A 26291-nucleotide genomic window follows, 5' to 3' on the forward strand; every position below is an offset into this window, starting at 1 on the left:
CTTTTTTAAATATCTTCAATTTTAGTGCTAACTCTAGCATAACTCACTTTTTTGATTGCACAACGGGTTTTCTTCTTACTATAAGTCAAATTATCAACTTGATATAAAGTCTTATTAAGTTTTGTTTAAGGTACAATGATGTACCTAGTATAGTCCAAAACAAGATAAAAGATCAATCACACTAATCTTCTAAAACCATTAATTATCAACAGAAAATGAAGTTTTTTTCTTATCTTAAACAAATAAAATAAATTACTTTCGAATTACATTCGTAACAAAATTTTAACAAACAAATCCAAAATCAAGTTAATTCAGAATACCAGTTTTGTAGTTATAATTATTTTAGAATACAACACTAAATAATCAATACGGAATAATGGAAAATATTAAAATCGCACTGGATTGGACTGCCAATACTAATCATATTGGTTTTTTTATTGCCAAAGCCTTAGATTTATATACTGCTCAAGGCTTGGATGTTACCATTATAACTCCTGATGAAGATAACTATGAAATAACTCCGGTTAAAAAATTAGAATTAGGTGAAGTTGATTTTGCATTATGTCCTTTAGAAAGTATAATAAGCTATCAAACCAAGAGTAATCCTTTTGATGTAAAAGCTGTTGCTACACTCTTGAAAGAAGATATGAGTGCTATCGTAACATTAAAAGAAAATAATATCACATCGCCCAAAGAGCTTGATAGTAAATCTTATGCTTCTTATAACGCCCGCTATGAAGACGGTATTGTAACGCAGATGGTTCTCAATGATGGTGGTCATGGAAATGTTGACTTCTTATATCCTCAAAAATTAGGGATTTGGGAAACTATTGTACAAAAGAAATCAGATGCTACATGGGTGTTTCTTAATTGGGAGGCTATACAAGCCGAAGCCGAAGGTGTACAACTTGATATATTTAGAATGCGAGATTATAATATCCCTTACTCTTACTCCCCAGTTATTGCTGCTAGCCAACAAAAAATAAAAGAGAAAAAAGAAAGTTATAAAAAATTTCTGGCAGCAACTAAAAAAGGATTCCTGAGAGCCAAGGAAAATCATCATGAAGCAGCAGAAATTCTTTCTCCATTTATTTCAAATAATGATAAAAACATAGATTTGGTTAAAAGTTTACAATATATCTCCCCTTACTTTGGTAATTTTATAGATTGGGGAGTTATGCATAGTTTAGAAGTGGATCGATTTTTACAATGGATTCATGAAAAAAATATGGAGCAACGACTTTTATCCTCTTCAGATGTCGCTACTCATGCGCTATTGTAACATTTTTTCATAATTATTTATCATAGAAATTAAGCAAACGCAAAAAACACCTTATTTTAGAATCTCATAGTAAAATTGTATTATTGAAATATGATATCAAAGAATACTATATTATATATATACAGTATATTATGTACTACTTTTTGTTTCTCGCAAAATAAATTTGAACGAGAATATAGAATAGATGAACAAAAAGTACCAGAACTTGCTATTTCATTTATTGATAGTTCTCTTTCTCAAAAAAATATCAAATGGTATGCTGAAGAAAGCCAAGATGGAAAAACTATTGAAGCCAAAACCAAATACAATGGCAATAGATATAGCATAGAATTTGATGTAAAAGGAAACATATTAGATGTCGAAAAGACCATTCCTTTCAAATCGCTCCCTACAAATACACAAAAAGTTATAAAAACGACACTAGATTCTATTTTTACTAAACACATTATTCTAAAGATTCAAACACAATGGTTGGCCAATCGTAACACACTATTAGAACTGGTAAAGCATCAATCCTCAAAAAATAATTATCAAACCAACTACGAGATTATTGTAAAAGGCAAAAAAGAAAGTGTTTACCTTGTTTATGAGGCACTTTTAGACCAAAAAGGCAAAGTGATTAAACTACTTGAAGTTATACAAAGAAGTTCTGATAATATTCAATTTTAAAAAGTAAATGTGTAATCGTTACATCAGATTCATCTGTATTGGTATAATGTATTTTTACCTTATTCATACAGCAACATCACAAACAGAGTTCAGCTCTGGGTTACTTCCTGAAATTACATTTTCTACCAAAATATCAGATCGTTTCAAATTAATTCATGCAGTAGAATCTAGACAAATTATTACAGACAATACAAAAGAAAACTCTTTCAATTACGACTACATTCTTACTGATTTTACAACATTGTTATCTACAAAAGTTGGAGCTTCAGGAGTATTGAATCTTGGATATTTATTCAGAGTTGAAGAAGATCAGATCATTCACAGGAGTATTCAACAATATAACATTGTTCAGCTTCTTCGTAGAGGTCGAATTGGTCATCGTGTTGCAACGGATCAAACATTCACAAATAATGAGGCACCAGAATTTAGATTACGCTATAGAATTACTTTAGAAAAACCTTTAACAGGAGACGAGATAGACCCAAAAGAGTTTTATATCAAACTTGGTAACGAATATCTTACTTCTTTTCAACAAGATGAAACAGATCTTGAAATCAGAATTCTACCTTTTTTAGGATATGAGATTAATAAAAAGAGTAAAATAGAAATTGGTCCGGACTATCGTATTAGTGGATTCTCAGAATCCGGTTCTTCTCACAAATTATGGTTAAGCATTGGTTGGTTCTATGCTTTTGATACAAGAAATAAAGAACAGCACACTAAATAAAAATATATTTTAGATACAAACTGTAACAGTTTACAAATAATTGTATCTCTTATTATTAACTGTTCGTCATCAATCTAAAAAACTTCATTATGTATCATCAATCAAATTTAAGTAATCATCATCAATCAAACGAACATCGAAACATATCAACAACAATCTTTGTAACATTTCTATTTATTCCTCTTTTTTTTAGTGTTGTCTACGGCAATAATATCATCTCAAAATCAAGTTATATTGATGCTGAAGAATTTTCTAATGGTGCTATTGCCTATGCATATCCTATATCAAATATTACTGTAGATGGAGATTTATCTGACTGGCCCAAAAGTTTGAATGCTTATCCTATACAACATAGACCATTGGGAAACAGTAGTCGAGGCAAAAATGACTTTGAAGCCTATTTTCATGTAGGATACAATATCAAAGAAAAAGCCATCTATGTAATCGCTGTAGTAACTGATGATTCTCATATCATCGATACATCTTCAACTGCAGAATGGAATACTCAGGATATTTTTAATTTTTACTTTGATGAACAACATTCTCCCAATGGATCAGGAGTGGATTTATATCAATACGGCAAGAGTTACAAACATACCAATGATCAGTCTGTAAGCTGGGATCCTTCAAAAAAAATGACCAATTGGGATAATATAGATATTGTTCACTCCCGCAAAGGAAACAAAACTATTTATGAGTGTAAAGTAAAAATGGAACAGCAAGTTGCTTTACCAAAAACCATCGGGATGGATTTTGTTTTTGTAGATAAAGACACAAATGACAGAAAACCTTCTAATTCTTACATTACCTGGGGCAATAAATTAGGGAAAAGTAGTTTTCCTGCTAGATTAGGAGATATTATTCTTATGGATACTCAAATGAAGACAGGAGTCGTAGAAGGTAGATTATCTTGGAAGCAAAATAATGAAAAAAGTTATCCAGAATACATTAGATACACCTCAGAAAAAACACCACGATTATGGACACAAATTCTTGTAGATTCTACAGGAGCTTATAATGTAGAACTTCCCGTAGGCAAATACCAAATAAGTTATGCCACTCAAACGGTAAAAAACAATGATGAAGTTATCCGCATTGATACCCAAGAACACAAAATAGTTGCAATACAAGAAAATCAAAAAAATATTGCACCTACAATGGCTATAAATTCTATTAAAGCACCGGATCTAATACCCAAAAAAGGTGTCTTACATAATTTTGACAAAAAAAATACTGAGGCTATCGATAGATTTATCAAAACCTATCAAGAATATTATCAAATTCCGGGAGTATCAATGGCGCTTATAAAAGATGGTAAAATTGCCTATCATAAAACATATGGAGTCAAAAATACGTTTACCAAAGCAAAAGTTGATCATAACACGCTGTTTGAAGCCGCATCTATAACCAAACCTGTTTTTGGATTTGCTGTAATGCGACTGGTAGAAAAAGGAATCATTGATTTAGACAAACCTTTATATCAGTATCTTCCTTTCGAAGATATAGCACACGACGAGCGTTATAAACTCATTACAGCCAGACATGTGTTGTCTCATCAAACAGGTTTTCCTAATTGGGCAAATAACAATCCTGACGGAAAAATTGATATAAAATTTACACCAGGCACTCAATATCAATATTCTGGAGAAGGTTTTGAGTATCTAAAAAGAGTAATTGTACATATCACAGGAAAAGATATGAATGATATTTTAAAAGAAGAAGCCGTAGATCCTTTGGGATTAGAAAACACTTATTTTTCAAAAAACGACTACTTAGCTAAAGTAAAATCTAATGGCCATTTTGATAATTTACCTACACCTGCAGATTTACCCGAAAACCCAGGTGTAGCTTCAACAATGCATACCGAGGCAAAAACATTTACCAATTTTTTAATTGGATTATCAGATAGAAAAGGACTAAAACCTAGTACCTACGACAAAATGTTCAAAATCCAAACAGTAATTCCTACAGATGAAGAAGACCCTGAACCTGATGGATATGAAAATTATTTTGGTTTGAGTATTTCTATGCAAAAAACACCTTTTGGCCTTAGTTTTGGACACGGTGGAAATAATGGTGATTTTAGATGTTTAGCAAAAATGTATAAAGATTTAGATATGGGGTTTGTGATTTTTACGAATAGTAATACAGGTAAAATATTGCATAATGATCTTGATCAATTTTTAGTTACCGGTAAATTATAATAATATTTTGACTCAGAAATAAACCTCTTTTTTACTTAATAAAGAAGAGGTTTATTTTTTTAATAATAGTATTACATTAATCAATAGTTACTTTTAAAAACTTTAGTACTTTTAAGAACAAACTTATGCTGAGTCAGAAACTAATTTAATCTATAGTAGAGAAACACAAATCATCATGAAATACAAAATCCTCATTACATTTTTTTCACTGTTCTTTTATCTATTGTCTAATGCTACTCCCACCAAAGTAATGATTAGAGCAAAAGCCAAAGATGCCAAATTTATTGGTAGCTCAATAGGAGGAGCTTATGTCACTGTAAAAAACAAATTGACAGGTGAAATCCTTTCACAAGGAAAAACAAAAGGAGGTACGGGTAATACAACCCTAATCATGAAAACAGCAAGAGAGCGAGATATGATGATTACAGATGATACTACTTCAGGATTTCTTGCTGAGCTAGATATAGCAGAACCCGTTTTTGTATCTATACAAGTAGTCGCTCCTGTAAATAAAAAACAAGCTTCTGTTACTGCCACTACAGAAATATGGGTAATCCCGGGTAAAGATATTCTTAACGATGGTGTTATTGTAGAAATCCCCGGATTCATAGTTGATATTTTAACTCCGAGAACCCATCAATTTATATCGTTAAAAACACTATCGCAAAAAAAAGTCAATATACAAGCAAATGTGGTTATGATGTGTGGATGCACCATTAGCAAAGGAGGACTTTGGGACGCTGAAAAAATTGAAGTAAATGGTATAGTAAAAAAGAATGACACAATAATTGATCAAATTAAACTTGTATCGACATCACCTAATCTATTTGAAGGCAACTTTATTACAAATGAAACGGGCACTTATGAAGTTATTATATCTGCTTATGCTCCTAATACCGGAAATACGGGAGTCGATAAAATCAATTATATCATAACACAATAATATACCAAACCTCAAGATATGGAAATACCCGAATTCTATTTTAAAAATGATACCGAGTGGCGTAATTGGCTACATGATCATCATAATAGCTATAAGGGTATTTATCTTATTTTTTATAAAGTAGACAGTAAACAGCCAAGTATGCGTTGGGAAGAAGCTGTAAAAGTAGCTCTATGTTACGGTTGGATTGATTCTACTGTAAAAAGATTGGATCATGAGAGACGTAGACAATATTTCTGCCCTCGTAAACCTAAAAGTGTATGGAGTAAACTCAATAAAACCTATATTATTGATCTCATTGATCAAGGGCTAATGCATAAAAGTGGTTTATCTAGTATAGAAATTGCAAAAAACAATGGATCATGGATAGCTTTAGATGATGTTGAGAATGGGATTATACCAGAAGACCTTCAAAAAGCGTTTGATCAAAACGCATTAGCATTTAATAACTACAATAATTTTGCGAAGGGATATCGTAAAAATTATCTATACTGGCTTCATCAGGCAAAAAGACAAGAAACAAGGGATAAACGCATTACTGCTATTATCGAATTTTGCGAAAAAAACATTAAATCAAGAGATAATCGATAATATTCAAAATTGTCATGTTATCGTTATTTTTTAAGTATTCCTAGATAATTATACCAGGGGCCAACTTCTTCTGTATATTGTTTTGCCATAACTCTGGATATTTGTGCAATATGCCCCAAATCATGAACCGCCCAAGTCGAAATCAATTGCTTAAGAGTAACCTTACCAAATTCGGGATGGATTCCTATTCGATCAAAATCTTTTTGGGTAATATGTAATGAGGTCAATTCTTTCAGGCTTTTCTCTCTCAATGATTTGAATTCTATTATTAAATCACTAATCGGTTTTGTTTGATCTTGATTGAATTGGGCGAACCTATCAAAAGGTTCAAAGAATTTGTTTTCAGAATCACTTAAAATTATTTTGACACGTACAATCCAATCTGTTTGTTCGCCAACAATCAAGTGTCCTAATATGTCATATGGACTCCAGGTATTTTCACCTTCATTATTTTTAATCCATTCTTCAGATAAACCATCCAACATGGTTTTTAGAACTAAAGGAGTATTACGCAATATTTCTATTGATTTGTCTAACTCAAAATTCATAACCAATTTTTATTTTTTATTCATCACAACGTTTTTCAATCTTCTAGGATACTTATTTTAAAACAAACTGTCTTAATAAATAAGGTCTATAAATTCTCTTCAGAGTTAACAACAACAAACAATTATCTTTATACAGTACTTGCGAGGCTATGTTATATTAAATAAAAAAATCATATATTTTATTGACATATTTATCTCTCTGATACCAATCATTAAAGACAAGCTCAAATTTATTTACTTTAAAGGCTCCAAAATTGTAATTAATATTTTTATCTAAAGCCTTTAAAAATTTTTCTTTTTGGCTCAATTTTGTTTTAAATCGAATAATTGTTGAATGTGCTGTTTGTATTGAATACCTTTTGTCTAAACTCTGTTCTAGATTAGAATTTTTAAATTCTTTTCTCAACCTGTCTCTAATATCATTCAACTCGTTAGTATTCATAAATCCTCGAATCATAATTCCAGAAGGTGAAGCTGTAATTCCTTTAAAAGTGATACTAAATTCTCTTTTTTCCAGAAGACATTTCTGAGTCAATTCAATATACTTTTTTAAATCAATAGTTTTCATATCAAAACCATCATAACAAGAAATGATTGACATTACAGTAATATGAATATCAGAATTTGGATAATAGTATTGGTTGGGTTCTATTCTCTTAATTTCTTTGATAAATTTTTGTATTTCTTCTTTTATTTCGATCGGAGGTCTTATCAAAAGTGTTATTCCAAACCGATTATCCTTGTCAGAATCTATCAAATTATCAATCTCATAATTATCGGAAGAAATCTTACTTATTGAATGATCATAGAGTTCTTTATAGTGACTTTCTAAATTCATTAATTACAAATTTTCAAATTATTATGAGTGCTTGCCATAATATAGCCTAATGATTAGTATATAGTTTGCTACATGTTCCAAGAACTAATTTAGTAAACAAATCACAGACATAAAGTGACAGTACAATTTTTGATTGGTAATTGCTCCTTTGAAGTTCAAATTTTGGCACTATACTTTAAAAATTCAGTAATGTCTATTAAAGTATGTCAATATTTTTTCATAAATACATCTTTATTGTCATAACATTGGTAGTATTTTCTATCTTTAGATATTAATAATCACAGAACAGTAAAAAAGATATTATAAACCATATGCAATTAGCTCAAGTAAACATTGCAGAAATGCTTGCCCCGATAGATGATCCTATTATGGCAGATTTTGTAAATAATTTGGATCGAATTAATATGTTGGCAGAACAAAGCAAAGGTTTTGTCTGGAGACTCAAAGAAGAGGGAGATGATAATGCTACTTCTATAACAGTATTCGATAATATTTTTTTAATCATTAACCTATCTGTCTGGGAAAATACCGAAACACTTTTTGACTTTGTCTATAAAACAGCACATGCCGATATTCTAAAAAGAAAAAAAGAATGGTTTCACAAAATGCCCAGAATGCATATGGCACTATGGTATGTAGAAGATCATCATACACCATCACCACAAGAAGCCAAAGAAAGATTGTATTATTTACAAGAACATGGTGAAACCCCATATGCATTTTCTTTTAAAAACAGATTTACATCCAAAGAAGCTTTAAATTTTAAGCAATGAGAACGATATTATTATTCCTATTATTCATAACTACATATATTACAAAAGCGCAAAGTATTAAAGTGCCTATAGATACGACAATAGTTACAAATCATAGCGCTACAATTAAAGGAAAAACTATCCCTTATAAAGCAACTGTTGGTTTTCAGCCTGTATGGAATGAGGATGGCATGCCAATTGCCTCTCTATCGTATACCTATTATAAAAGATCAGACATAAAAAATGATGAGAACAGACCTTTGTTAATATCATTTAACGGGGGACCGGGCTCTGCTTCTGTTTGGATGCATATTGCCTATACAGGCCCTAGAATTCTTAATATCGATGAAGAAGGTTTTCCTATACAACCTTATGGAATAAAATCTAATCCTAATTCTGTTCTTGATGTTGCCGATATTGTTTTTATTAATCCTGTAAATACAGGATATTCTAGACGAGTACCGGGAAAAGACGGAAAATTACCTGAAAAGAAATTGTTTTTTGGAGTAAACGAAGACATTAAATATCTAGCTGATTGGATCAATACATTTGTAACCCGAAATAATCGTTGGAGGTCACCAAAATATCTTATCGGAGAAAGTTATGGAACTACTCGTGTGTCAGGCCTTGCTCTAGAGCTACAAAATCGCCAATGGATGTACCTTAATGGTGTTATATTAGTATCTCCTACAGAAATCGGTTTTAAATTCGCCGGCCCTGTAGAAATTGCTAATCGCCTCCCCTATTTTGCTGCCGCAGCATGGTATCATAAAATGTTACCTCCTGCACTTCAAAATAAGGATTTAGAAGAAGTATTGCCAGAAGTAGAACAATATGCTATTGATGAATTATTGCCCGCAATTGTAAAAGGAGGTTACCTTGATCAAGAAAAAAAGGAAGCAGTGATTAATAAAATGGCATATTATTCTGGATTATCTAAAAGAACAATACGTCAACATAACCTAGAAGTCCCAAAATCATATTTTTGGAAAGACTTATTACGAGATAAAGAGGGATATACTATTGGTAGACTCGACTCTCGCTATAAAGGAATGGATATCAAAGAAGCTGGTGATACACCTGATTACAATAGTGAACTCACATCATGGCTACATGCATTTACTCCTGCTATTAATTATTATTATCAACAAGAACTCAACTTTAAAACTGACCTTAAGTATAATATGTTTGGACCGGTTCGCCCTTGGGATAGAAGCAAAAACAATTATACAGGTGAGAATTTAAGAAAAGCTATGGCAATGAATGCTAATCTACATACCATGATACAATCAGGATATTATGATGGTGCAACCACCTATTTTAATGCCAAATATATTATGCGCCAGTTAAACATAAATGGTAAACTCACAGATCGATTAAGTTTTAAAGGATATCGAAGCGGTCATATGATGTATCTACGCAATGAAGATTTAATACAAGCTAATGAAGATATTAGAGCATTCATTACCAAATCTTTTGCTGCTATACAAAAAGGATCAAAATATTAAAAATTAATCATTAAAACACATAAACCTTTGTAAATTAAAGATCTGAAGAAACATAATAATGAATAAAAGTTAAAAAAGTACTCTTATACAGTAGTTATAGTAAGTAAATAATCTATTTTTTAGTTTCAAAAAACTTAGTATTACACTATCTTTAAACAGAGAACTTGTTGATTTCTGTTTAAGAAAATAGTAAATGTATATCAAAAAACTACTATACATACTTTTTATATTCTCTACATGTTTTATTGCACTGATTTCCTGCAATAAACAAACCCCTATAACAGATGAAGAAAAAGATTGGCTAGCAAATCAGGACAATATTACTATTGCACTATCCCCTGATTATCCACCCTATCAATTCATTAATGAAGACAATACTATAGAAGGGCTTTCTATTGAATATATAAGTTTAATTGAAGAAAAGCTGAACCACAAGTTCAAACGAAAATATTATCAAGAATGGCCTCGCTTGATGGAGGATGTAAAAAAAGGAAAAATTGATATAACGACACAAATACAAGCTACCAAAAATCGCAAAAAGTACTTAAATTTTTATTCAGAATTCTTTACCTCTAAGCATGTAATCACCGTTCGAAAAGGTACATCACAAGGAGACAAAATATCAGACTATAAAAATAAAGAAATTACAGTACCACAAGATTATGCAGTTTTTGAAAATCTTACAAGAAAATATCCAAACCAAAAGTTCATTGAAGATAAAAGCGACCTTGTATGTCTAAAAAAGCTTAATGCAGGCCAATATGATGCTTACATTGGCCCCAAAGCAATTGTAAATTACCTTATCAAAACTCAAAATCTTGATAATTTAGAAATCATTGCAGAAACAGAATTGTATTACAAACCCGGAATTGCAATAGATAAAAAAAATAAAATGCTCAATAGCATTTTTATAAAAGCTGAAAAATCAATTTCTGAAAATGAAAAGCAAAATATTGCAGAGAACTGGCTTTATACTGCTAAAAAACCCTTTTACAAAAAAGCTAGTTTTTGGATTTCATGTATCTCTGTCATAATTGCTTGCTTTATTTTGAGTCTTGGACTTAATTTCTACCTGAGTTACATGGTCAAACAAAAAACAAAGGAACTAAGGTTGGCAAAAAATATGGCAGAAAAAGATAACCAACTAAAAACTGCTTTTATCAATAATATCTCTCATGAAATAAGAACTCCTATGAATGGTATAATAGGTTTTTCTAAGTTTTTGGAAGAACCTGATATTACAAAGGATGAAAAAGCCAACTACATAGATATCGTTATTAAAAGTAGTAAAGAACTTATCAATACAATAGACAATATTCTTGAAGTATCAAAATTACAAACCAAACAAGTAATATTTAGCCCAGAAGAAACTGATCTCTTTGAAATTTTCGATATCATTTTTCTAAAATTTGAAAAAAAAGTCAAGAGTAAATCAATCTCTTTAATTCTTAATAAAAACATAGAAGATCATCAACGATATATTATAACCGATAGATCAAAACTTATCAAAATTATTTCTGCTCTGGTAGAAAATGCTATCAAATTCACAAAAAAAGGCGCCATATTAGTATCATGTAGCATAAAAAATCAAACTTTAATAATTACAGTTAGAGATTCTGGTATTGGAATAGACGAAAAAGATCAAGAAATTATTTTTAATATTTTTTCGCAATCTGAAAATCAAATAGCAAGAAAGTACGGAGGCTTAGGATTAGGGTTGGCGATAGCCAAAGAAAATGTTAGCATAATGAAAGGACAAATTGTTTTTTCTTCTATTCCTCAAAAAGGATCAACATTTAGAATAGAAATACCTTATACCGCAAATCCAAAAAAATACAATGAACAAACCATTACAAATAAATATGAAAAGCCAACTACACCATCTAATCGTATTCTGATTGCAGAAGATGGAGACGTTAATTTCTTGATTTTAAAAACATTATTAAATAAGATAGATGAGTATCATTTTATCATCAATAGAGTACATAATGGTAAAGAAGCTGTTTTATTTTATGAAGAAAATAATGAAATCGATTTAATTTTTATGGATATAAAAATGCCAATAATGAATGGTTATAATGCTACAAAACTTATCAAATCATTAGATAAAAGTATTCCTATAATTGCCCAAACGGCTTATACCACAAAAGAAGACATCCAAAATGCATACAAAGCAGGATGCGATGATTTTATTTCAAAACCCATAGATCTTATCGAACTAAAGAAAGTAATTAATAAATATTTACCTATTAATACCACCACTTCTCCTATTATTTAAAGTAGTTTCAAGGTATTTTGTATATTGTTTTTAACATTTTTTTTAGAAATAATACTCACAATGCTTGAAAGTGTTATTAGTAAATAGTATCTTTAGTATATAGGGAAAGAAAAGTAAGTGGTTAATAGCATAAAACTATGTTGAAAAAACTACTACACACTATACTTTTGTTCATATTTATTATGATCTTCTTTTCGTGCTCTAAATCTTCAATACTGAATCAAGAAGAAAGAGAATGGTTGCAAAATCATGATAGTATTTCTGTAGGATTATTTCCATACTATGCTCCATATCAATTCATCAATGACAATGACAAAATCGATGGAATATTACTAGATTATTTATCACTCTTAGAGGCTAAAACAGGCTATCACTTCAAAAAGAAATTATATACAAATTGGAATCAATTACTTGAAGATTCTCGTCAGGATAAACTAGATATTGTTTTAGAAATACAACAAACATCAAATAGAACTACTTATCTTAATTTTTACTCTCAACTTTTTGAATCTAATTATGTAATTGTTACTCACAAAGACAATGATTATGGTAAAAAGTTAAAAAGGTATTATGATAAAATTGTTACTGTTCCTTTAAATTATGGTGTTCATGAAATTCTAAAAGAAAAAGAACCTAGACTTACGATAGCTACAGAAATTGATGACATTACTTGTTTAAAACAAGTAAATAAAAAAGTATATGACGCCTATATTGGCCCAAAAGCAGTGGCTAACTATCTAATAAAAACAGAGAATCTCACAGATCTAAAAATTATCTCGCCTACACAATATAGCTATACTCCTAGTTTAGCAGTACAAAAAGATAATATCATCCTCAATCAAATTATCCAAAAAGTATCTAATCATGTAAGTGATAATGAGAAAAAGACAATATTTGATAATTGGTTATATCATGCTATAGTGCCATTCTATAAAAAAGCAAGTTTTTGGATAGCGCTGTCGAGCATAATTCTTCTATTATTTATTATAATTCTATTACTCAACAGATATTTAAAATACCTTATTAGAAAAAAGACGAATGAATTACATATTGCAAAAAAGCGCGCTGAAGAAAGTAACAAGTTAAAAACAGCTTTTATCCATAATATATCACATGAGATCAGAACACCTATGAATGGTATTATTGGTTTTTCTGAACTTCTCAATGACCCGCAAATCACTCCAGATTCTCAGAAAGAATACTCAAAAATTATTATTGATAGTAGCAATCAATTAATTAGTATTATAGATGACATCATAGAAATTTCAAAATTAGAGACCAAACAGATTAAAGTACATTTTGAAGAGACTGACATTAATAAATTATTAGAGCGATTATTCTCAAACTTTCAAAGTAAAGCTATAAGTAAAAATATTGCTATAAAATTAGATAATAAATTAACTAATGAAGAAAGTATTATCTTAACTGACCCTTTAAAAGTAAATAAGATATTACATAACTTGATTGACAATGCTATTAAATTTACGTCCAAAGGAATAATAGAAATAACCTGTAAAACCGATATAAAATATTTGAGAATATCAGTAAAAGATACTGGTATAGGAATAAAGTCATCTGATCAAGAGTTAATTTTTAATAGCTTTTCTCAATCTGAAAAAGAGGTTACAAAAAGCTATGATGGATTAGGATTAGGATTATCTATTGCTACTCATAATGCACAACTTATAGGAGGCAGTATTTCTTTTACTTCGATGATTAATAAAGGTTCTGAATTTACGCTCACTATGCCATACAATCCAATTTTAAACCCAGAAAAAAACAAAACATTAGTAGATCAGAAAGAAGCAGATGTTCCTATCAAACAAGTTATTTTAATTGTTGAAGATGGAGACGTTAATTTTTTATTTCTAAAAACCTTACTTCTTAAAATGTCCGGATATAAATTTGCCATTCATAGAGCCGAAAATGGCAAAGAAGCAGTAGATATTTGTGAGCAAAATGAGAGTATTGACCTTATTTTGATGGACATTAGAATGCCAATAATGGATGGTTATACTGCTACCAAAAAAATCAAGAAAATAAGACCAAAATTACCTATAATCGCTCAAACGGCCTATTCTACAGAAGAAGATATACAAAAAGCACTCGATGCAGGTTGCGATGATTTTGTTTCTAAACCTGTAGACAGAAATATTCTTAAGCCATTGATTAACAAATACTTTTCAGTACTATCAAAAATCTAAGAAGCCTTAGTAGAATGCATTTTGAATTATCGCAACAATTACAAGGTTTTTTACAGAGTCACCTTCTATGGGATGATTTTAACTTCGGTTTACAACAATTTGATTTCAAAAGCATAAATAATATTTCATATGACACTATACACTCAATACATGTGGGAGATAATGAAGTGCTTGGTAAGAGAGTTGAACATTTTTTTGAATATTGCATAGAAAATTCTGATATCTATACCCTTCTAGCTAAGAATCTACAGGTTTTCAAAGAAAAAATTACTATTGGAGAGTTAGATTTTATTATTAAAGATCTTAATAAAGATACTATTATACATGTAGAACTCATTTTTAAGTTTTATGTTTATGATCATACAATTAGTAATGAATTAGAAAGATGGATAGGTCCTAATCGAAAAGATAGTCTGCTTCAAAAAATAGAAAAGTTAAAAACAAAACAGCTACCTTTATTATATAAAGAGGAAACATTTCCTATTCTAGAGCATCTCAACATAGACCCCAAATATATTGATCAAAAAGTGTGTTATATGGCAAATTTATTTGTTCATCTTTCATTACAAAACTCTAGTATTCCTATTGTCAATACTAATTGTATTATAGGTTTTTGGATTCATAAACATGAATTTCATCGTGAGGCATACTCCTCTTTTGTATTTTGCATTCCTGAGAAAAAATATTGGCTAGTTAATCCCAATCAATGTACTACCTGGTTTTCTTTTGAAGATATAGAAGAAAAAATACAATCATTCCTCTCAAAAAAAAGATCCCCAATGGTTTGGATAAAACGCAATGAGGATCAATATGAACGATTTTTTATTGTCTGGTGGTGAGATAATTCTATTAAAGCCCGCTAATATAACTTCCATACAGGTCTTTAAATCTAAAACCTTCTGACAATCTGTATTTGCTTAGTTTTTTGTACTCTACTAATCCCCATAAAAGAAACTCCATCATAAAATAACTATCTTTTTCATCAATATCCGGTTGGTACTCTTTTATCAAATTATGAAGTGGTACTATAGTATCCAATTGCTCTCTATAGGTTTTGTCTGATACATCATCTAGTAATTCAAATCCACTTTCTTCAAAAAACCAACTGATAAGATCTTGATAAGGGCTCTCATAATCTTCTTTCTCTAATTTTTCTATTTTAGGAAAATAGCCTGGAAACAATGCTTTGATCGCATCAGAAATCAATGAATTTGCAACAAAAGCTGCTCCTTCTTGTTCTCCTTCATATACCAACTCCACTTTACCTGTAATAGAAGGGATTACGCCTATAAAATCACTAAGCCTTAATAATGTATGTTCATCTCCGGATTGTAGTGCACGATGTTCTGCGGTGCTTAATAGGTTTTCGTAAGCAGTGATACTCATTCTGGCACTAATCCCGCTTTTATGATCAATAAATTCACTCTCTCGAGCCTGAAAGCTAATTTGTTCAAGTAGATCTTTAGCTATTTCTGGTACATATACTAAATCAGATTGTCTAGAATCTAGTTTGGCTTCTTGTTCTGTTATTGTTTTTGCAATTTCTATAGTTTCTGGATAATGTGTTAAAATTTGAGAACCTATTCGATCTTTCAAAGGAGTAACGATACTTCCTCTATTTGTATAATCTTCAGGATTAGCTGTAAATACAAATTGAATATCGAGAGGTAACCTCAACTTAAAACCTCTTATCTGTATATCTCCTTCTTGCAAAATATTGAATAATGCCACCTGTATTCTTGCTTGTAGATCAGGAAGTTCATTTATAACAAAAATGCTACGGTTTGCTCTTGGAATCATCCCAAAATGAATCACTCTGTCATCTGCATAGCTTAATTTTAGATTTGCTGCTTTAATAGGATCTACGTCTCCTATTATATCGGCTACTGTAACATCTGGAGTAGCCAGTTTTTCTGCAAAACGCTCGGATCGATGTAACCAACTAATAGGAGTATCGTCTCCTTTTTCCTTAATGAGATTGGTTGCATATCTTGATATTGGTTGAAAAGGATCATCATTAATTTCTGAACCTTCAACTACCGGTATCCACTCGTCCAATAAATTAACCATTTGTCTTGCCAATCGAGTTTTGGCTTGGCCTCTTAGCCCTAATAAGTTGATATTATGTCTAGAAAGAATCGCTCTTTCTAACTCTGGTATCACAGTATTTTCATACCCATGTATTCCTGTAAAAGTGTCTTCATTTGCAACAATTTTCTGTCTCAAATTATTCCGGAGTTCTTCTTTTATAGATCTACTTGTATATCCGGTTGATTTTAATTCTCCGAGTGTTTTTATATTTTCAATTTTCATATTTATGTTCAATTTTTTTTGATTTGATTTTAATCTACTATCCTTTTATTCGTTTTTTTCTATTGGTCTCATAATCTTCAAAAATCATCTCACCCAATCCTTTAAGTCCCGTATAAAAAGCTTTCCCTTGATTTGCATGGGTAAACTCCCTTACAAATTGCATTAAATAAGAATCTTGTGCAATCATGAAGGTTGTAATAGGAATATGTAATCTTCTAGCTTGTTGCGCCATCATGTAACATTTATTTACAATATGTCTATCCAAACCATTACTATTTTTATAATATTGTCCATCAGGCAATTTGAGACAACTCGGTTTACCATCTGTAATCATAAAAATCTGTTTATTTGTATTTCTCTTTCTTCTTAGCATATCCATAGCCAATTCTAAGCCCGCTACAGTATTGGTGTGATAAGGACCAACCTGGAGGTAAGGTAAATCTTTGATTGCAATAGGCCATGCATCATTTCCAAAAACTAATATATCTAATGTATCTTTTGGATATCGCGTTGTGATAAGTTCTGCTAATGCCATTGCAACTTTTTTTGCAGGAGTAATACGATCCTCGCCATACAAAATCATGCTATGACTAATGTCTATCATTAATACAGTACTCATTTGGGCTTTAAAACGCGTTTCTTCCACAACAAGGTCGTCTTCGGTAAGGCGTAAATCATCTATACCATGATTGATTTGTGCATTTTTGAAACTTTCTGTTAGTGAAATTCTTTCTAATGAATCTCCATATTGATAATTACGAAATTCTCCAGAGTGTTCATCTCCTTTACCTATATAATTGGTTCTATGGTTACCGGATCCACTACGTTTTAGCTTTCCAAAAATTTGATCTAAGGCGCGTTTTCTAATTGCTTGCTCAGTTTTAGCAGTAATAGACATCCCTCCTTGCCCATCAGGTTTAATCTCTTCCCTGATATAGCCTTTCTTTTTCAAATCTTCTACAAAGTCATCTAATGTATAGTTTTCATCAGTCAACTTATATTCTTTGTCTAACTCCTTCATCCAGTCTAGTGCTTCGTCTAGATCACCAGAGGTATGTGTGATAATTTCCTGAAAAATATCAAAAAGCTTATCAAATGGGGATTGATCAGGAGCTTCAAATATTTTAAAACTAAAACCTTTTCTTAAATTATTTTTCTTCTTTTTCATATGTTAAAGTTAGTATATTTTATAAAAGATAAGAGCACTTACTCTTATCAAGAAATAAGAATTAACATTTGTTTTGGAGAAATAGGTTTATTTCTAGAAGTTCTTACCCAACTATATCCCAATAACCATGCTTTTTTACTGTATTGTCTAGAAAATCTATAAAAGTATATTATGAGGTAATCAGTTGTTTTATCGTATAATTAAGTTAAAAATATAGGATTGAAATGCTGTAAACAAAACGACCTAAACAGCTAATAAACAACCAAATTCATCACGATAAGCATCTATAAAGTTTATTTTTTAATAAAAATTATGGAAAATCACGTTTTTTAACAAAATAATATCATAATAAACCCCGTTTATATAGTAACTTTATATGTACCCCTAACCAAATTATTGTTGAAGCACTTTACAAATACAAATGAAAATTAAAACACAACCTGTATAATTATATACTATAAGGAGAGTAGTATATAATATTAAAATCTTTATGGATGATGAAACATTATATACTATATACCATTGTATTATTGCTTACAACATTTCAATCCTATTCTTTTATAGAAGTTAATAAAGTTCAAAATACTTTTAGTGATCATATACAAGACTCTAAAGAACGAAAGCTTACTACAGACGAAGTAAGAGAAAGAGGTCTTGATCTTCTAGCTAATGAAATAACAGAAAATCTAGACGGCATAGATTTAAGGAAATCAGCTAGATCAGCAATTTTTGAGACCCCTTATGGTTTTAGATGGAAAATGGTTAATCTTCACACTGGTAAAACAATGATCATAAAAGTTGATAAAGATTTTAATTTAATCTCTGCCAGAAATAGTGCTTTATAATATTTTTTTACCATTCATACTCTGTATTATTCATTAGTACAATCCAGCATAGATTTTAAAGTCTCATAGTCTTCCAGATATTCCCAGTAAATAACTCTATCATAGGCATACTTGGTTAAGATAAACTGATTACTAATTGATAAAATTCGATCTACTGCAATCGTTTTTTTCGAAGCTTCTTCTACCTTTACTTCTTCAGTGATTTCTTGATTTCTCGCATCAAAACCATGTACAATAATGTGATTTTTAACAGTTATTTCGATAAATTTCATGAATTACAAAAATTTTATATCTAAAAATACAGTTTTCACCTTAACATCGCTTTAAGAGTTTAACTTTTTCATTTTATTTATTTTAGGGACTTTCTAAAAATTAAAGTGTGTTTAAACTATATTCTCTACTTATTTAGCTTGTCTAATATGTATGATTGTAGATAATTTATTTCGACTCACACCATATTTTTATACAGAAAAGCACAACAACTCATTAACTCACATCCAAAAAATGAAAAAATACTTTTTTATTCCTCTTTTATTATTAGTGATCACTTTACCCATACAAGGTCAGAAACTTTCTATGGATCTTATTAAGGACAATACCCCACGTAATATTGGTCCTGGTGGTATGAGTGGTCGCGTAACATCAATAGACGTTGTAAACTCAAATCCAGATATTATTTATGCAGGTACTGCTTCTGGCGGTCTTTGGAAATCTACTTCAGGAGGTATCAAATGGGATCCTATATTCGATAATGAAGCTACAGCATCCATAGGAGCAGTTGCGGTACAACAATCTAACCCTTCTGTTATTTGGGTTGGAACAGGAGAAGGTAACCCCAGGAATAGTTTAAATGGTGGATATGGTATTTATAAATCACTTGATGGAGGGAAAAACTGGACGTTAATGGGGCTCGAAAAAACACGTCACATTCACAGAGTTATTATTGATCCCACAAATCCTAATATCGTTTATGTAGCTGCCATAGGTTCTCCTTGGGGAGAACATCCAGAAAGAGGAATCTTTAAAACCACCGATGGAGGAATAACATGGAGCAAAATCTTGTTTAGTAATAACAAAACAGGAGCAGCAGATTTGGTGATAGATCCAAAAAATCCTAATAAATTAATTGCTGCACTTTGGGAACATAAAAGAGACCCCTGGTTTTTTAAATCTGGAGGAAAAGGTTCTGGACTTTACATCACTCATGATGGAGGTGAAAATTGGAAGAAACGTACTGATCTTGATGGATTACCAAAAGGTGATTTAGGTAGAATAGGTCTTGCAATCGCCCATAATAAACCTAATATCGTCTATGCACTTATCGAATCAAAAAAGAATGCATTATATAAATCTACAGATGGTGGATTCACTTGGAAAATGGTCAATAATAAGAATGATATCGGTAATCGTCCTTTTTATTATTCAGATATTTTTGTTGATCCACAAAATGAAAATAGAGTGTATTCTGTCTTCACATATGTAAATGTCTCAGAAGATGGTGGTAAAAACTTCTCCCAGCTTATGCCTGCTTATGGTGTTGATAATGGTGTTCATCCAGATCATCATGCTTGGTGGATACATCCAAATGATGGTAATTTTATGATTGATGGTAATGATGGTGGACTTAATATCACCCGAGATGGTGGTAAAAACTGGCGTTTTATTGGTAATTTACCAGTAGCACAATTCTATCATATTAATATAGATAATGAGTTTCCTTATAATGTATATGGAGGTATGCAAGATAATGGAAGCTGGAGAGGACCTGCATACGTATGGAAATATCAAGGAATACGAAATTCATATTGGCAAGAAATATCTTTTGGAGATGGTTTTGATGTAATCCCCGATAGAGATAATTCTCAATATGGGTGGTCAATGAGTCAACAAGGATTCGTAGTAAGATATGATTGGATCACCGGAAATAATTATATCGTAAGACCCACTCATCCTGATCCAAAAGTAAAATTACGCTTTAATTGGAATGCGGCCATTAATATAGATCCTAATAATAATAGTACGCTATATTTCGGAAGCCAATTTGTACATAAAAGTACTGACAAAGGACTAACATGGACAGTGATCTCTCCTGATCTAACAACTAATGACCCTGAAAAACTGAAACAATCAGAAAGTGGTGGACTTACTATGGATGCTACAGGTGCAGAAAACCATTGTACAATACTTGTGATAGAACCATCGCCATTAGAAAAAGATATGATGTGGGTAGGAACCGATGATGGTAGAATACATATTACACAAAATGGAGGAACAAACTGGGTTGATATTTCTAATAATATCAAAGGACTACCCAAAGGAAGTTGGATTACGCAAATTAAAGCTTCAAACAAAAACAAAGGTGAAGCCCTTCTGGTAGCAAATGATTATCGTAGGTTTAACTATACACCTTATGCATACAGAACAAAAGACTATGGAAAAACCTGGCAGCGCATTGTTGATCAAAATGATGTAAAAAGCTATACTTTGAGTATTGTTGAAGACCCTATCGAAAAAAATCTTCTATTTCTTGGTACTGACGATGGTTTATATGTTTCTCTAGATGCAGGAAATAGTTGGACAAAATGGACAAAAGGATTCCCTACTGTTTCGGTAAAAGATTTAGTGATTCATCCAAGAGAACATGACTTGATCATTGGAACTTTTGGAAGAGCTGCTTGGGTATTAGACGATATCAAACCATTAAGAGCATTAGCAAAGGATAAAACAATTTTAAATCAAAAACTACAATTATTTCAACCACCAACAGCATATCAGGCAGCATATCAACAGCCTACAGGAAGCCGTTTTGGTGGAGATGCTTTATACAATGCAGAAAATAGAAAACAAGGTGCTTTAATCTCCTATTATATAAAAGCAATCGAAAAGAAAAAAGACACCGAAAAAGAAAAACCTGAAGAAGAAGAAGATAATGATGAAAAAGAAGAAGCTACTGTAAAATGGGATTCAATTTATCTTAAAGTGTATAATCAAAATGAATTAATTAGAACGCTTAAACAAAAAACACCTGACTCAACAGGCTTTCATAAAATAGTATGGGCTTTAGATGAAAAAGGAGCAGACAGGCCTGCAAGAAAAATCACAAAACAGGAGACTGAAAACGGAGGTACTGCAGTAAAACCTGGAAAGTATAAACTTGTAATGGAGTATGGCGATCAAAAGTCTGAAACGATGATAAATGTTGAAAGTGATCCTAGACTACAAGTATCACAACAGAATATTGCAGAAGTATATACCGCTTCAAAAGAATTAGAAAAACTTAGTCAAACTGCTGCAGATGCTGTAAAACAACTAGTCGAAAGCAAAGACATAGCCTCTGATTTTCAGGAAAAACTAAAAAAATTAGACAAAAAGAAATTTAAAGAGCAAATCAAACAATCTAAAGAAATATCGAAAAAAATCGACAGCATTGTTGCCTTATATATCGGAAAAGAAGATAAAAGACAAGGGATCACTCGTAATCCCGAAATTAATGTAATGCAACGTATAGACTGGGCTAGCTGGTATAGCGGTAGTAGACAAAATGGTTTGACATCTACAGAAAAAACACTCATCAAACATGCAAAAGATGAGCTTCAAAAAGCATTACAAAAAACCAATGTATTTTTTGGAGAAGAATGGCCATCTTACAGAAAAGTTATAGAAGCTTCTAAAATATCATCCTTTAAAGAGACAAAAGAATTTAATTTAGAAAACAGCAAATGAGAAAATTTTTAATAATTAGTCTAGGAATATTACTTTTTTACTCCTGTAAACAAGATAAGAAAGTAGATACAGATACAGCAAAGGCAATTGACATTGAGCAATACTCAATCGAACAATTTATGGATATTGAAAATGCTTTTGCAAATGGTTTTTCTTCGGATAAATCAAAGGTGTTAATGACAAGTAATCGATCGGGTATCTATAATATGTATACCGTTCCTTCAAAAGGAGGCGAATTTACTCCAGTAACACAATCAGACAGTGCTTCTGTGTATGGTATATCTTACTTTCCCGAAGATGATAGAATCCTTTTCAGAATGGACGGAAATGGAGATGAGATTTTTAAGCTTTTTGTAAAAGATAGTTCAGGGATTAAGCGTTTAACTCCAGAAAAAAATGTGAGAGCGCTTTTTAGAAGATGGGCAAAAGATGGTAAAAGTTTTTTCTACGGAAGCAATGAGCGCGACCCAAAGTACATGGACCATTATGAAATGGATATCTCTAATTTTGAATCCAAAGTCATATATGAGAATAAAGAAGGAATGGACTTATCAGGAATGTCTGAGGATAAAAAGTTTATTATTTTAGAAAAATCAATAAATACAAATGATTCTGATCTTTTTTTGTTGAACACTGAAACAAAAGAACAAATCAAAATCAATGATGGTTTGAGTAACAATTCATTTCAAGATTTCTCACCAGATGGTACTTCATTTTATTATACAACAGACGAGAATGCTGAATTTAGTTATGTTGTAAAATATAACTTATCAGATAAGACAAAAGAAAAAATACTCGAAAAGAAATGGGATATTAACTATTTCTATTTCACCAGAAATGGAAAATATCAAGTCAATTATGCAAATGAAGATGCAAAAACTACAGTAGATGCTTTAAATATAAAAGAAAATGCCCCAATAGAATTTCCTTCAATAGAAAATAAAGATGTTAATCGTATTCAATTTTCTTGGGATGAATCTATGGCGATATTAAATGTCGGTAGTTCTAATGCTCCTTCAAATTCTTATACATATGATTTAAATACCAAAGAATATTTTAAACTCACAGATGTTCTAAATAAAGATATTGATGAAAATAATTTGGTAGCTGCCCAGGTAATTCGTTTTTCATCTTTTGATAGCTTAGAAATTCCTGCAATTTACTACCTGCCAAAACAGGCTAGCGAAAAAAATAAAGTTCCGGCATTAGTATGGGTCCATGGTGGACCGGGAGGTCAATCAACACAAAGATATAATTCTACCATCCAGTACTTGATAAATCATGGATATGCAATTTTGGCTGTAAACAATAGAGGGAGTAGCGGTTATGGAAAAACTTTTTATAAAATGGATGACCAAAACCATGGAGACAAAGACCTCAAAGATTGCATTTCCGGTAAAGACTGGCTAAGTACTCAAAATGAAATAGATCCAAACAAAATAGGAATCATCGGAGGATCCTACGGAGGATATATGACTATGGCAGCACTTACTTATGCCCCTGATGAATTTGAAGTGGGAGTAAATATATTTGGAGTGACAAACTGGATGAGAACCTTAAAAAGTATTCCACCATGGTGGGAGTCATTCAAAGATGCTTTATACAAAGAAATGGGAGATCCCAATACAGAAGATTCGATTAGATTAAAGAAAATATCTCCATTATTCCATACTGAAAATGTAAAAAAACCTTTGATAGTATTACAGGGAGCAAAAGACCCCAGAGTGCTTAAAATTGAATCTGATGAAATTGTAGAAGGTGTAAGAAAAAATGGCGTCCCTGTTGAATATGTTTTGTTTGAAGATGAAGGTCACGGATTTGTAAAAAAAGAAAATCAAATCAAAGCATATGGGCAAATTTTAAAATTTTTAGACGCTCATCTTAAAGGAGAGAAAAACAAGGCCACAAATGATGTCAAAACTAAAACTAGTGATACAGGATCATAGGCTTTGTTCATAAGATTTAAAATAGCAATAGACATTAGTAGGGTATAATAAACTTAATAATTATATCCTATTAATGTTAAATATTTTGCTAATCATTAAGATGAAAATATGTAGGGGGTTATCTCATAAAATTTCAAAAATATTTTACCCTTTTATCTTCTCGAATTCATCTCAAAAGTAGCTGACAAAAACCTTAGAAATTTCTTCTATGTGCAGCACAAATTTATATTTCTATAAAACTTTACTTTTCCATTACTGTTTTAACTCAAAATCTTTACGGCTAAAACTCAATTAACTATTTTTCAGCGATTTGAGTTAACTTTTAATGTAAAAATGAAATAATGTTTTTATATATTTGGAAGGAACGAAGAATCTAAAAACAGAAAAAAAGTAAAATATAATACACTTTTTCTACCCCCAAAAAAACATGTATTATCATTTGTAATTCTGTAACGATCAAAGTAGCTAATTGATATATTTTTAGGTTTTAATGTGTATGATATTGACATAAAACGTAGTATCTAGGATTGTATTTTTATTATCGTTGAGGTAGGCTAAACTAGATTTTATTTATTGAATTCATTTTAAATGATAAAATTTTTAAAACCATTTTATATGGTAGTAAACTAATTTGCTATAGTACTTTTTTTCCTACAAAAAAATTCATAAAATATAACCTTAGATTTTTTATGAAATAAAAGATAAATAAAAACGATTCCGGTTTACAGTAAGATTTATGTGATATAATAATTTCACGTGATAGTAAAAAAATGGGAATTATAAAGAACAACTTAACAGGAAAAATCGTCTACCTCAATACCCAACATATTTTTGGTAGAAATCAAAACCTTGTGAATACTCATCTTTCTGAACAAGATATATCACAATCACATGCTTTGATAAGTTGGAAAGCTAATGATTGGTATTTGCAAGATCATAGTAGAAATGGAACTTTAGTAAATGGAGAACTCATTAATAATGCCACTTCAAAACTCTCTGATGGTTTCAAGATTCAATTTGGAGAGCATCAAAGTACCCAATGGGAAGTCGTTAGTACCTCTCCTCCATCGAGTTATCTTAGACCAATAGACAATACTGATACTGTAATCGAACTTATTACATGTCTTGCCTTTCCTAATGAAGAAATGCCGGAAACCCTTCTATATCCTGATAGTAATATTTGGAAAATAGAAACCAAAACGAATATAGACACATTAAAGCATGGTAAAACATATACTATAGATGCTAAAGAGTATATCTACATAGAGAATAGAGTATTAGAAGACACGTTAGATTTAGGAAATGTGGTAAACAATGCATTTTTTAAGTTTACGTTAAGTTCTGATGAAGAACATATCAGAATTAAAATTATAACTCAAAATCAAGAATTTGATTTAGGAGAAAGAGTACACAATTATATTTTATTGGCCCTAGCTAGAAAAAGGTTAGAAGATGTAAATAATGGTCATGTTATTTATGATCAGGGATGGATTGCTATCGATGATCTTTTAAAAGACGTAAGCAAAGAATTTGGTAGAGATATTGATACTTATTATTTGAATTTGAGAATTTATCGCATTAGAAAATTAATACTCGAAACCAAACCTTATGGATATCTCTTTTCTAATATTATAGAAAGACGTTATGGTGAAATACGATTTGCTCATCCGTATTTTCAAATATTAAAAGAAGAAGAATCTATTGGTGAAGTCCTTCAGGTATATTAATCCACAACTAACTTCGAAATTACAA

20 protein-coding genes are annotated in these 26291 nt (G+C 30.9%); 15 read left to right on the forward strand and 5 right to left on the reverse strand.

What is annotated here, in order from left to right; all coding sequences use genetic code 11:
* The first annotated feature begins 376 nt into the window (after positions 1-376).
* The 6 genes from FHK87_RS13885 to FHK87_RS13910 all read left to right on the forward strand — a co-directional run bounded on the left by FHK87_RS13885 (position 377) and on the right by FHK87_RS13910 (position 6416).
* Positions 377-1282 (forward strand): ABC transporter substrate-binding protein, encoded by a 906-nt coding sequence (locus FHK87_RS13885; protein ID WP_140594038.1) that lies wholly within the window; start codon positions 377-379, stop codon positions 1280-1282.
* Between the two features lie 90 nt (positions 1283-1372).
* On the forward strand, positions 1373-1951 hold the full coding sequence (locus tag FHK87_RS13890; protein ID WP_140594040.1) for a hypothetical protein: 579 nt from the start codon (positions 1373-1375) through the stop codon (positions 1949-1951).
* A 46-nt stretch (positions 1952-1997) separates the two neighbouring features.
* Entirely contained in the window at positions 1998-2678 is a 681-nt protein-coding gene (locus FHK87_RS13895) for a DUF2490 domain-containing protein (RefSeq protein WP_226294247.1), read from the forward strand.
* A gap of 89 nt (positions 2679-2767) precedes the next feature.
* Positions 2768-4882 (forward strand): serine hydrolase, encoded by a 2115-nt coding sequence (locus FHK87_RS13900; RefSeq protein ID WP_140594044.1) that lies wholly within the window; start codon positions 2768-2770, stop codon positions 4880-4882.
* A gap of 175 nt (positions 4883-5057) precedes the next feature.
* The gene (locus FHK87_RS13905) at positions 5058-5825 is read left to right on the forward strand and encodes a hypothetical protein (RefSeq protein WP_140594046.1); all 768 of its coding nucleotides are present in this window, start codon (positions 5058-5060) and stop codon (positions 5823-5825) included.
* A gap of 18 nt (positions 5826-5843) precedes the next feature.
* Positions 5844-6416 (forward strand): YdeI/OmpD-associated family protein, encoded by a 573-nt coding sequence (locus tag FHK87_RS13910; protein ID WP_140594048.1) that lies wholly within the window; start codon positions 5844-5846, stop codon positions 6414-6416.
* Between the two features lie 23 nt (positions 6417-6439).
* Here the strand turns inward: FHK87_RS13910 and FHK87_RS13915 are convergent, their stop codons facing one another.
* Positions 6440-6964, reverse strand: a complete 525-nt coding sequence (locus FHK87_RS13915) for a DinB family protein (protein WP_140594051.1) — start codon at positions 6962-6964, stop codon at positions 6440-6442.
* Between the two features lie 157 nt (positions 6965-7121).
* Positions 7122-7802, reverse strand: coding sequence for a 2'-5' RNA ligase family protein (locus tag FHK87_RS13920; protein WP_140594054.1), 681 nt, complete (start codon positions 7800-7802; stop codon positions 7122-7124).
* Positions 7803-8113: 311 nt separating this feature from the next.
* On the opposite strand from FHK87_RS13920, the gene FHK87_RS13925 reads away from it, so the two are divergent.
* The 5 genes from FHK87_RS13925 to FHK87_RS13945 all read left to right on the forward strand — a co-directional run bounded on the left by FHK87_RS13925 (position 8114) and on the right by FHK87_RS13945 (position 15383).
* Entirely contained in the window at positions 8114-8575 is a 462-nt protein-coding gene (locus tag FHK87_RS13925; protein ID WP_140594056.1) for a DUF3291 domain-containing protein, read from the forward strand.
* A complete protein-coding gene (locus tag FHK87_RS13930; RefSeq protein ID WP_140594059.1) occupies positions 8572-10062 on the forward strand; it encodes a S10 family peptidase in 1491 nt (496 codons plus the stop codon). Before FHK87_RS13925 ends, FHK87_RS13930 begins: the two co-directional genes overlap by 4 nt.
* Before the next feature lie 193 nt (positions 10063-10255).
* Positions 10256-12340, forward strand: coding sequence for a response regulator (locus FHK87_RS13935; RefSeq protein WP_140594062.1), 2085 nt, complete (start codon positions 10256-10258; stop codon positions 12338-12340).
* 137 nt (positions 12341-12477) lie between these two features.
* Positions 12478-14544 (forward strand): response regulator, encoded by a 2067-nt coding sequence (locus FHK87_RS13940; RefSeq protein ID WP_140594064.1) that lies wholly within the window; start codon positions 12478-12480, stop codon positions 14542-14544.
* Positions 14545-14558: 14 nt separating this feature from the next.
* Entirely contained in the window at positions 14559-15383 is an 825-nt protein-coding gene (locus FHK87_RS13945) for a DUF1853 family protein (protein ID WP_140594067.1), read from the forward strand.
* Positions 15384-15393: 10 nt separating this feature from the next.
* On the opposite strand, the gene FHK87_RS13950 is transcribed toward FHK87_RS13945, so the two are convergent.
* Both FHK87_RS13950 and FHK87_RS13955 read right to left on the reverse strand, forming a co-directional pair.
* Complete coding sequence (locus FHK87_RS13950; RefSeq protein ID WP_140594070.1) at positions 15394-16857, reverse strand: sigma 54-interacting transcriptional regulator; 1464 nt, start codon at positions 16855-16857, stop codon at positions 15394-15396.
* A 37-nt stretch (positions 16858-16894) separates the two neighbouring features.
* Positions 16895-18025: a vWA domain-containing protein gene (locus FHK87_RS13955; protein WP_140594072.1), complete on the reverse strand. Its 1131-nt coding sequence runs from the start codon at positions 18023-18025 to the stop codon at positions 16895-16897.
* Between the two features lie 494 nt (positions 18026-18519).
* Between FHK87_RS13955 and FHK87_RS13960 the strand changes: the two genes are divergently transcribed.
* Positions 18520-18870, forward strand: a complete 351-nt coding sequence (locus tag FHK87_RS13960) for a hypothetical protein (RefSeq protein WP_140594074.1) — start codon at positions 18520-18522, stop codon at positions 18868-18870.
* Between the two features lie 26 nt (positions 18871-18896).
* On the opposite strand, the gene FHK87_RS13965 is transcribed toward FHK87_RS13960, so the two are convergent.
* A complete protein-coding gene (locus FHK87_RS13965; protein ID WP_140594076.1) occupies positions 18897-19142 on the reverse strand; it encodes a hypothetical protein in 246 nt (81 codons plus the stop codon).
* A gap of 232 nt (positions 19143-19374) precedes the next feature.
* Here FHK87_RS13965 and FHK87_RS13970 point away from each other — a divergent pair, with 232 nt between their 5' ends.
* From FHK87_RS13970 to FHK87_RS13980, 3 genes are all read left to right on the forward strand, one after another.
* The gene (locus tag FHK87_RS13970; protein WP_140594078.1) at positions 19375-22593 is read left to right on the forward strand and encodes a WD40/YVTN/BNR-like repeat-containing protein; all 3219 of its coding nucleotides are present in this window, start codon (positions 19375-19377) and stop codon (positions 22591-22593) included.
* A complete protein-coding gene (locus FHK87_RS13975) occupies positions 22590-24539 on the forward strand; it encodes a S9 family peptidase (protein ID WP_140594081.1) in 1950 nt (649 codons plus the stop codon). Before FHK87_RS13970 ends, FHK87_RS13975 begins: the two co-directional genes overlap by 4 nt.
* Positions 24540-25309: 770 nt before the next feature.
* Positions 25310-26266: an FHA domain-containing protein gene (locus tag FHK87_RS13980; protein WP_140594083.1), complete on the forward strand. Its 957-nt coding sequence runs from the start codon at positions 25310-25312 to the stop codon at positions 26264-26266.
* Positions 26267-26291: the final 25 nt, after the last annotated feature.

Origin of the sequence: Aquimarina algicola, from assembly GCF_006443095.1 — a bacterium.
Classification (GTDB): domain Bacteria; phylum Bacteroidota; class Bacteroidia; order Flavobacteriales; family Flavobacteriaceae; genus Aquimarina; species Aquimarina algicola.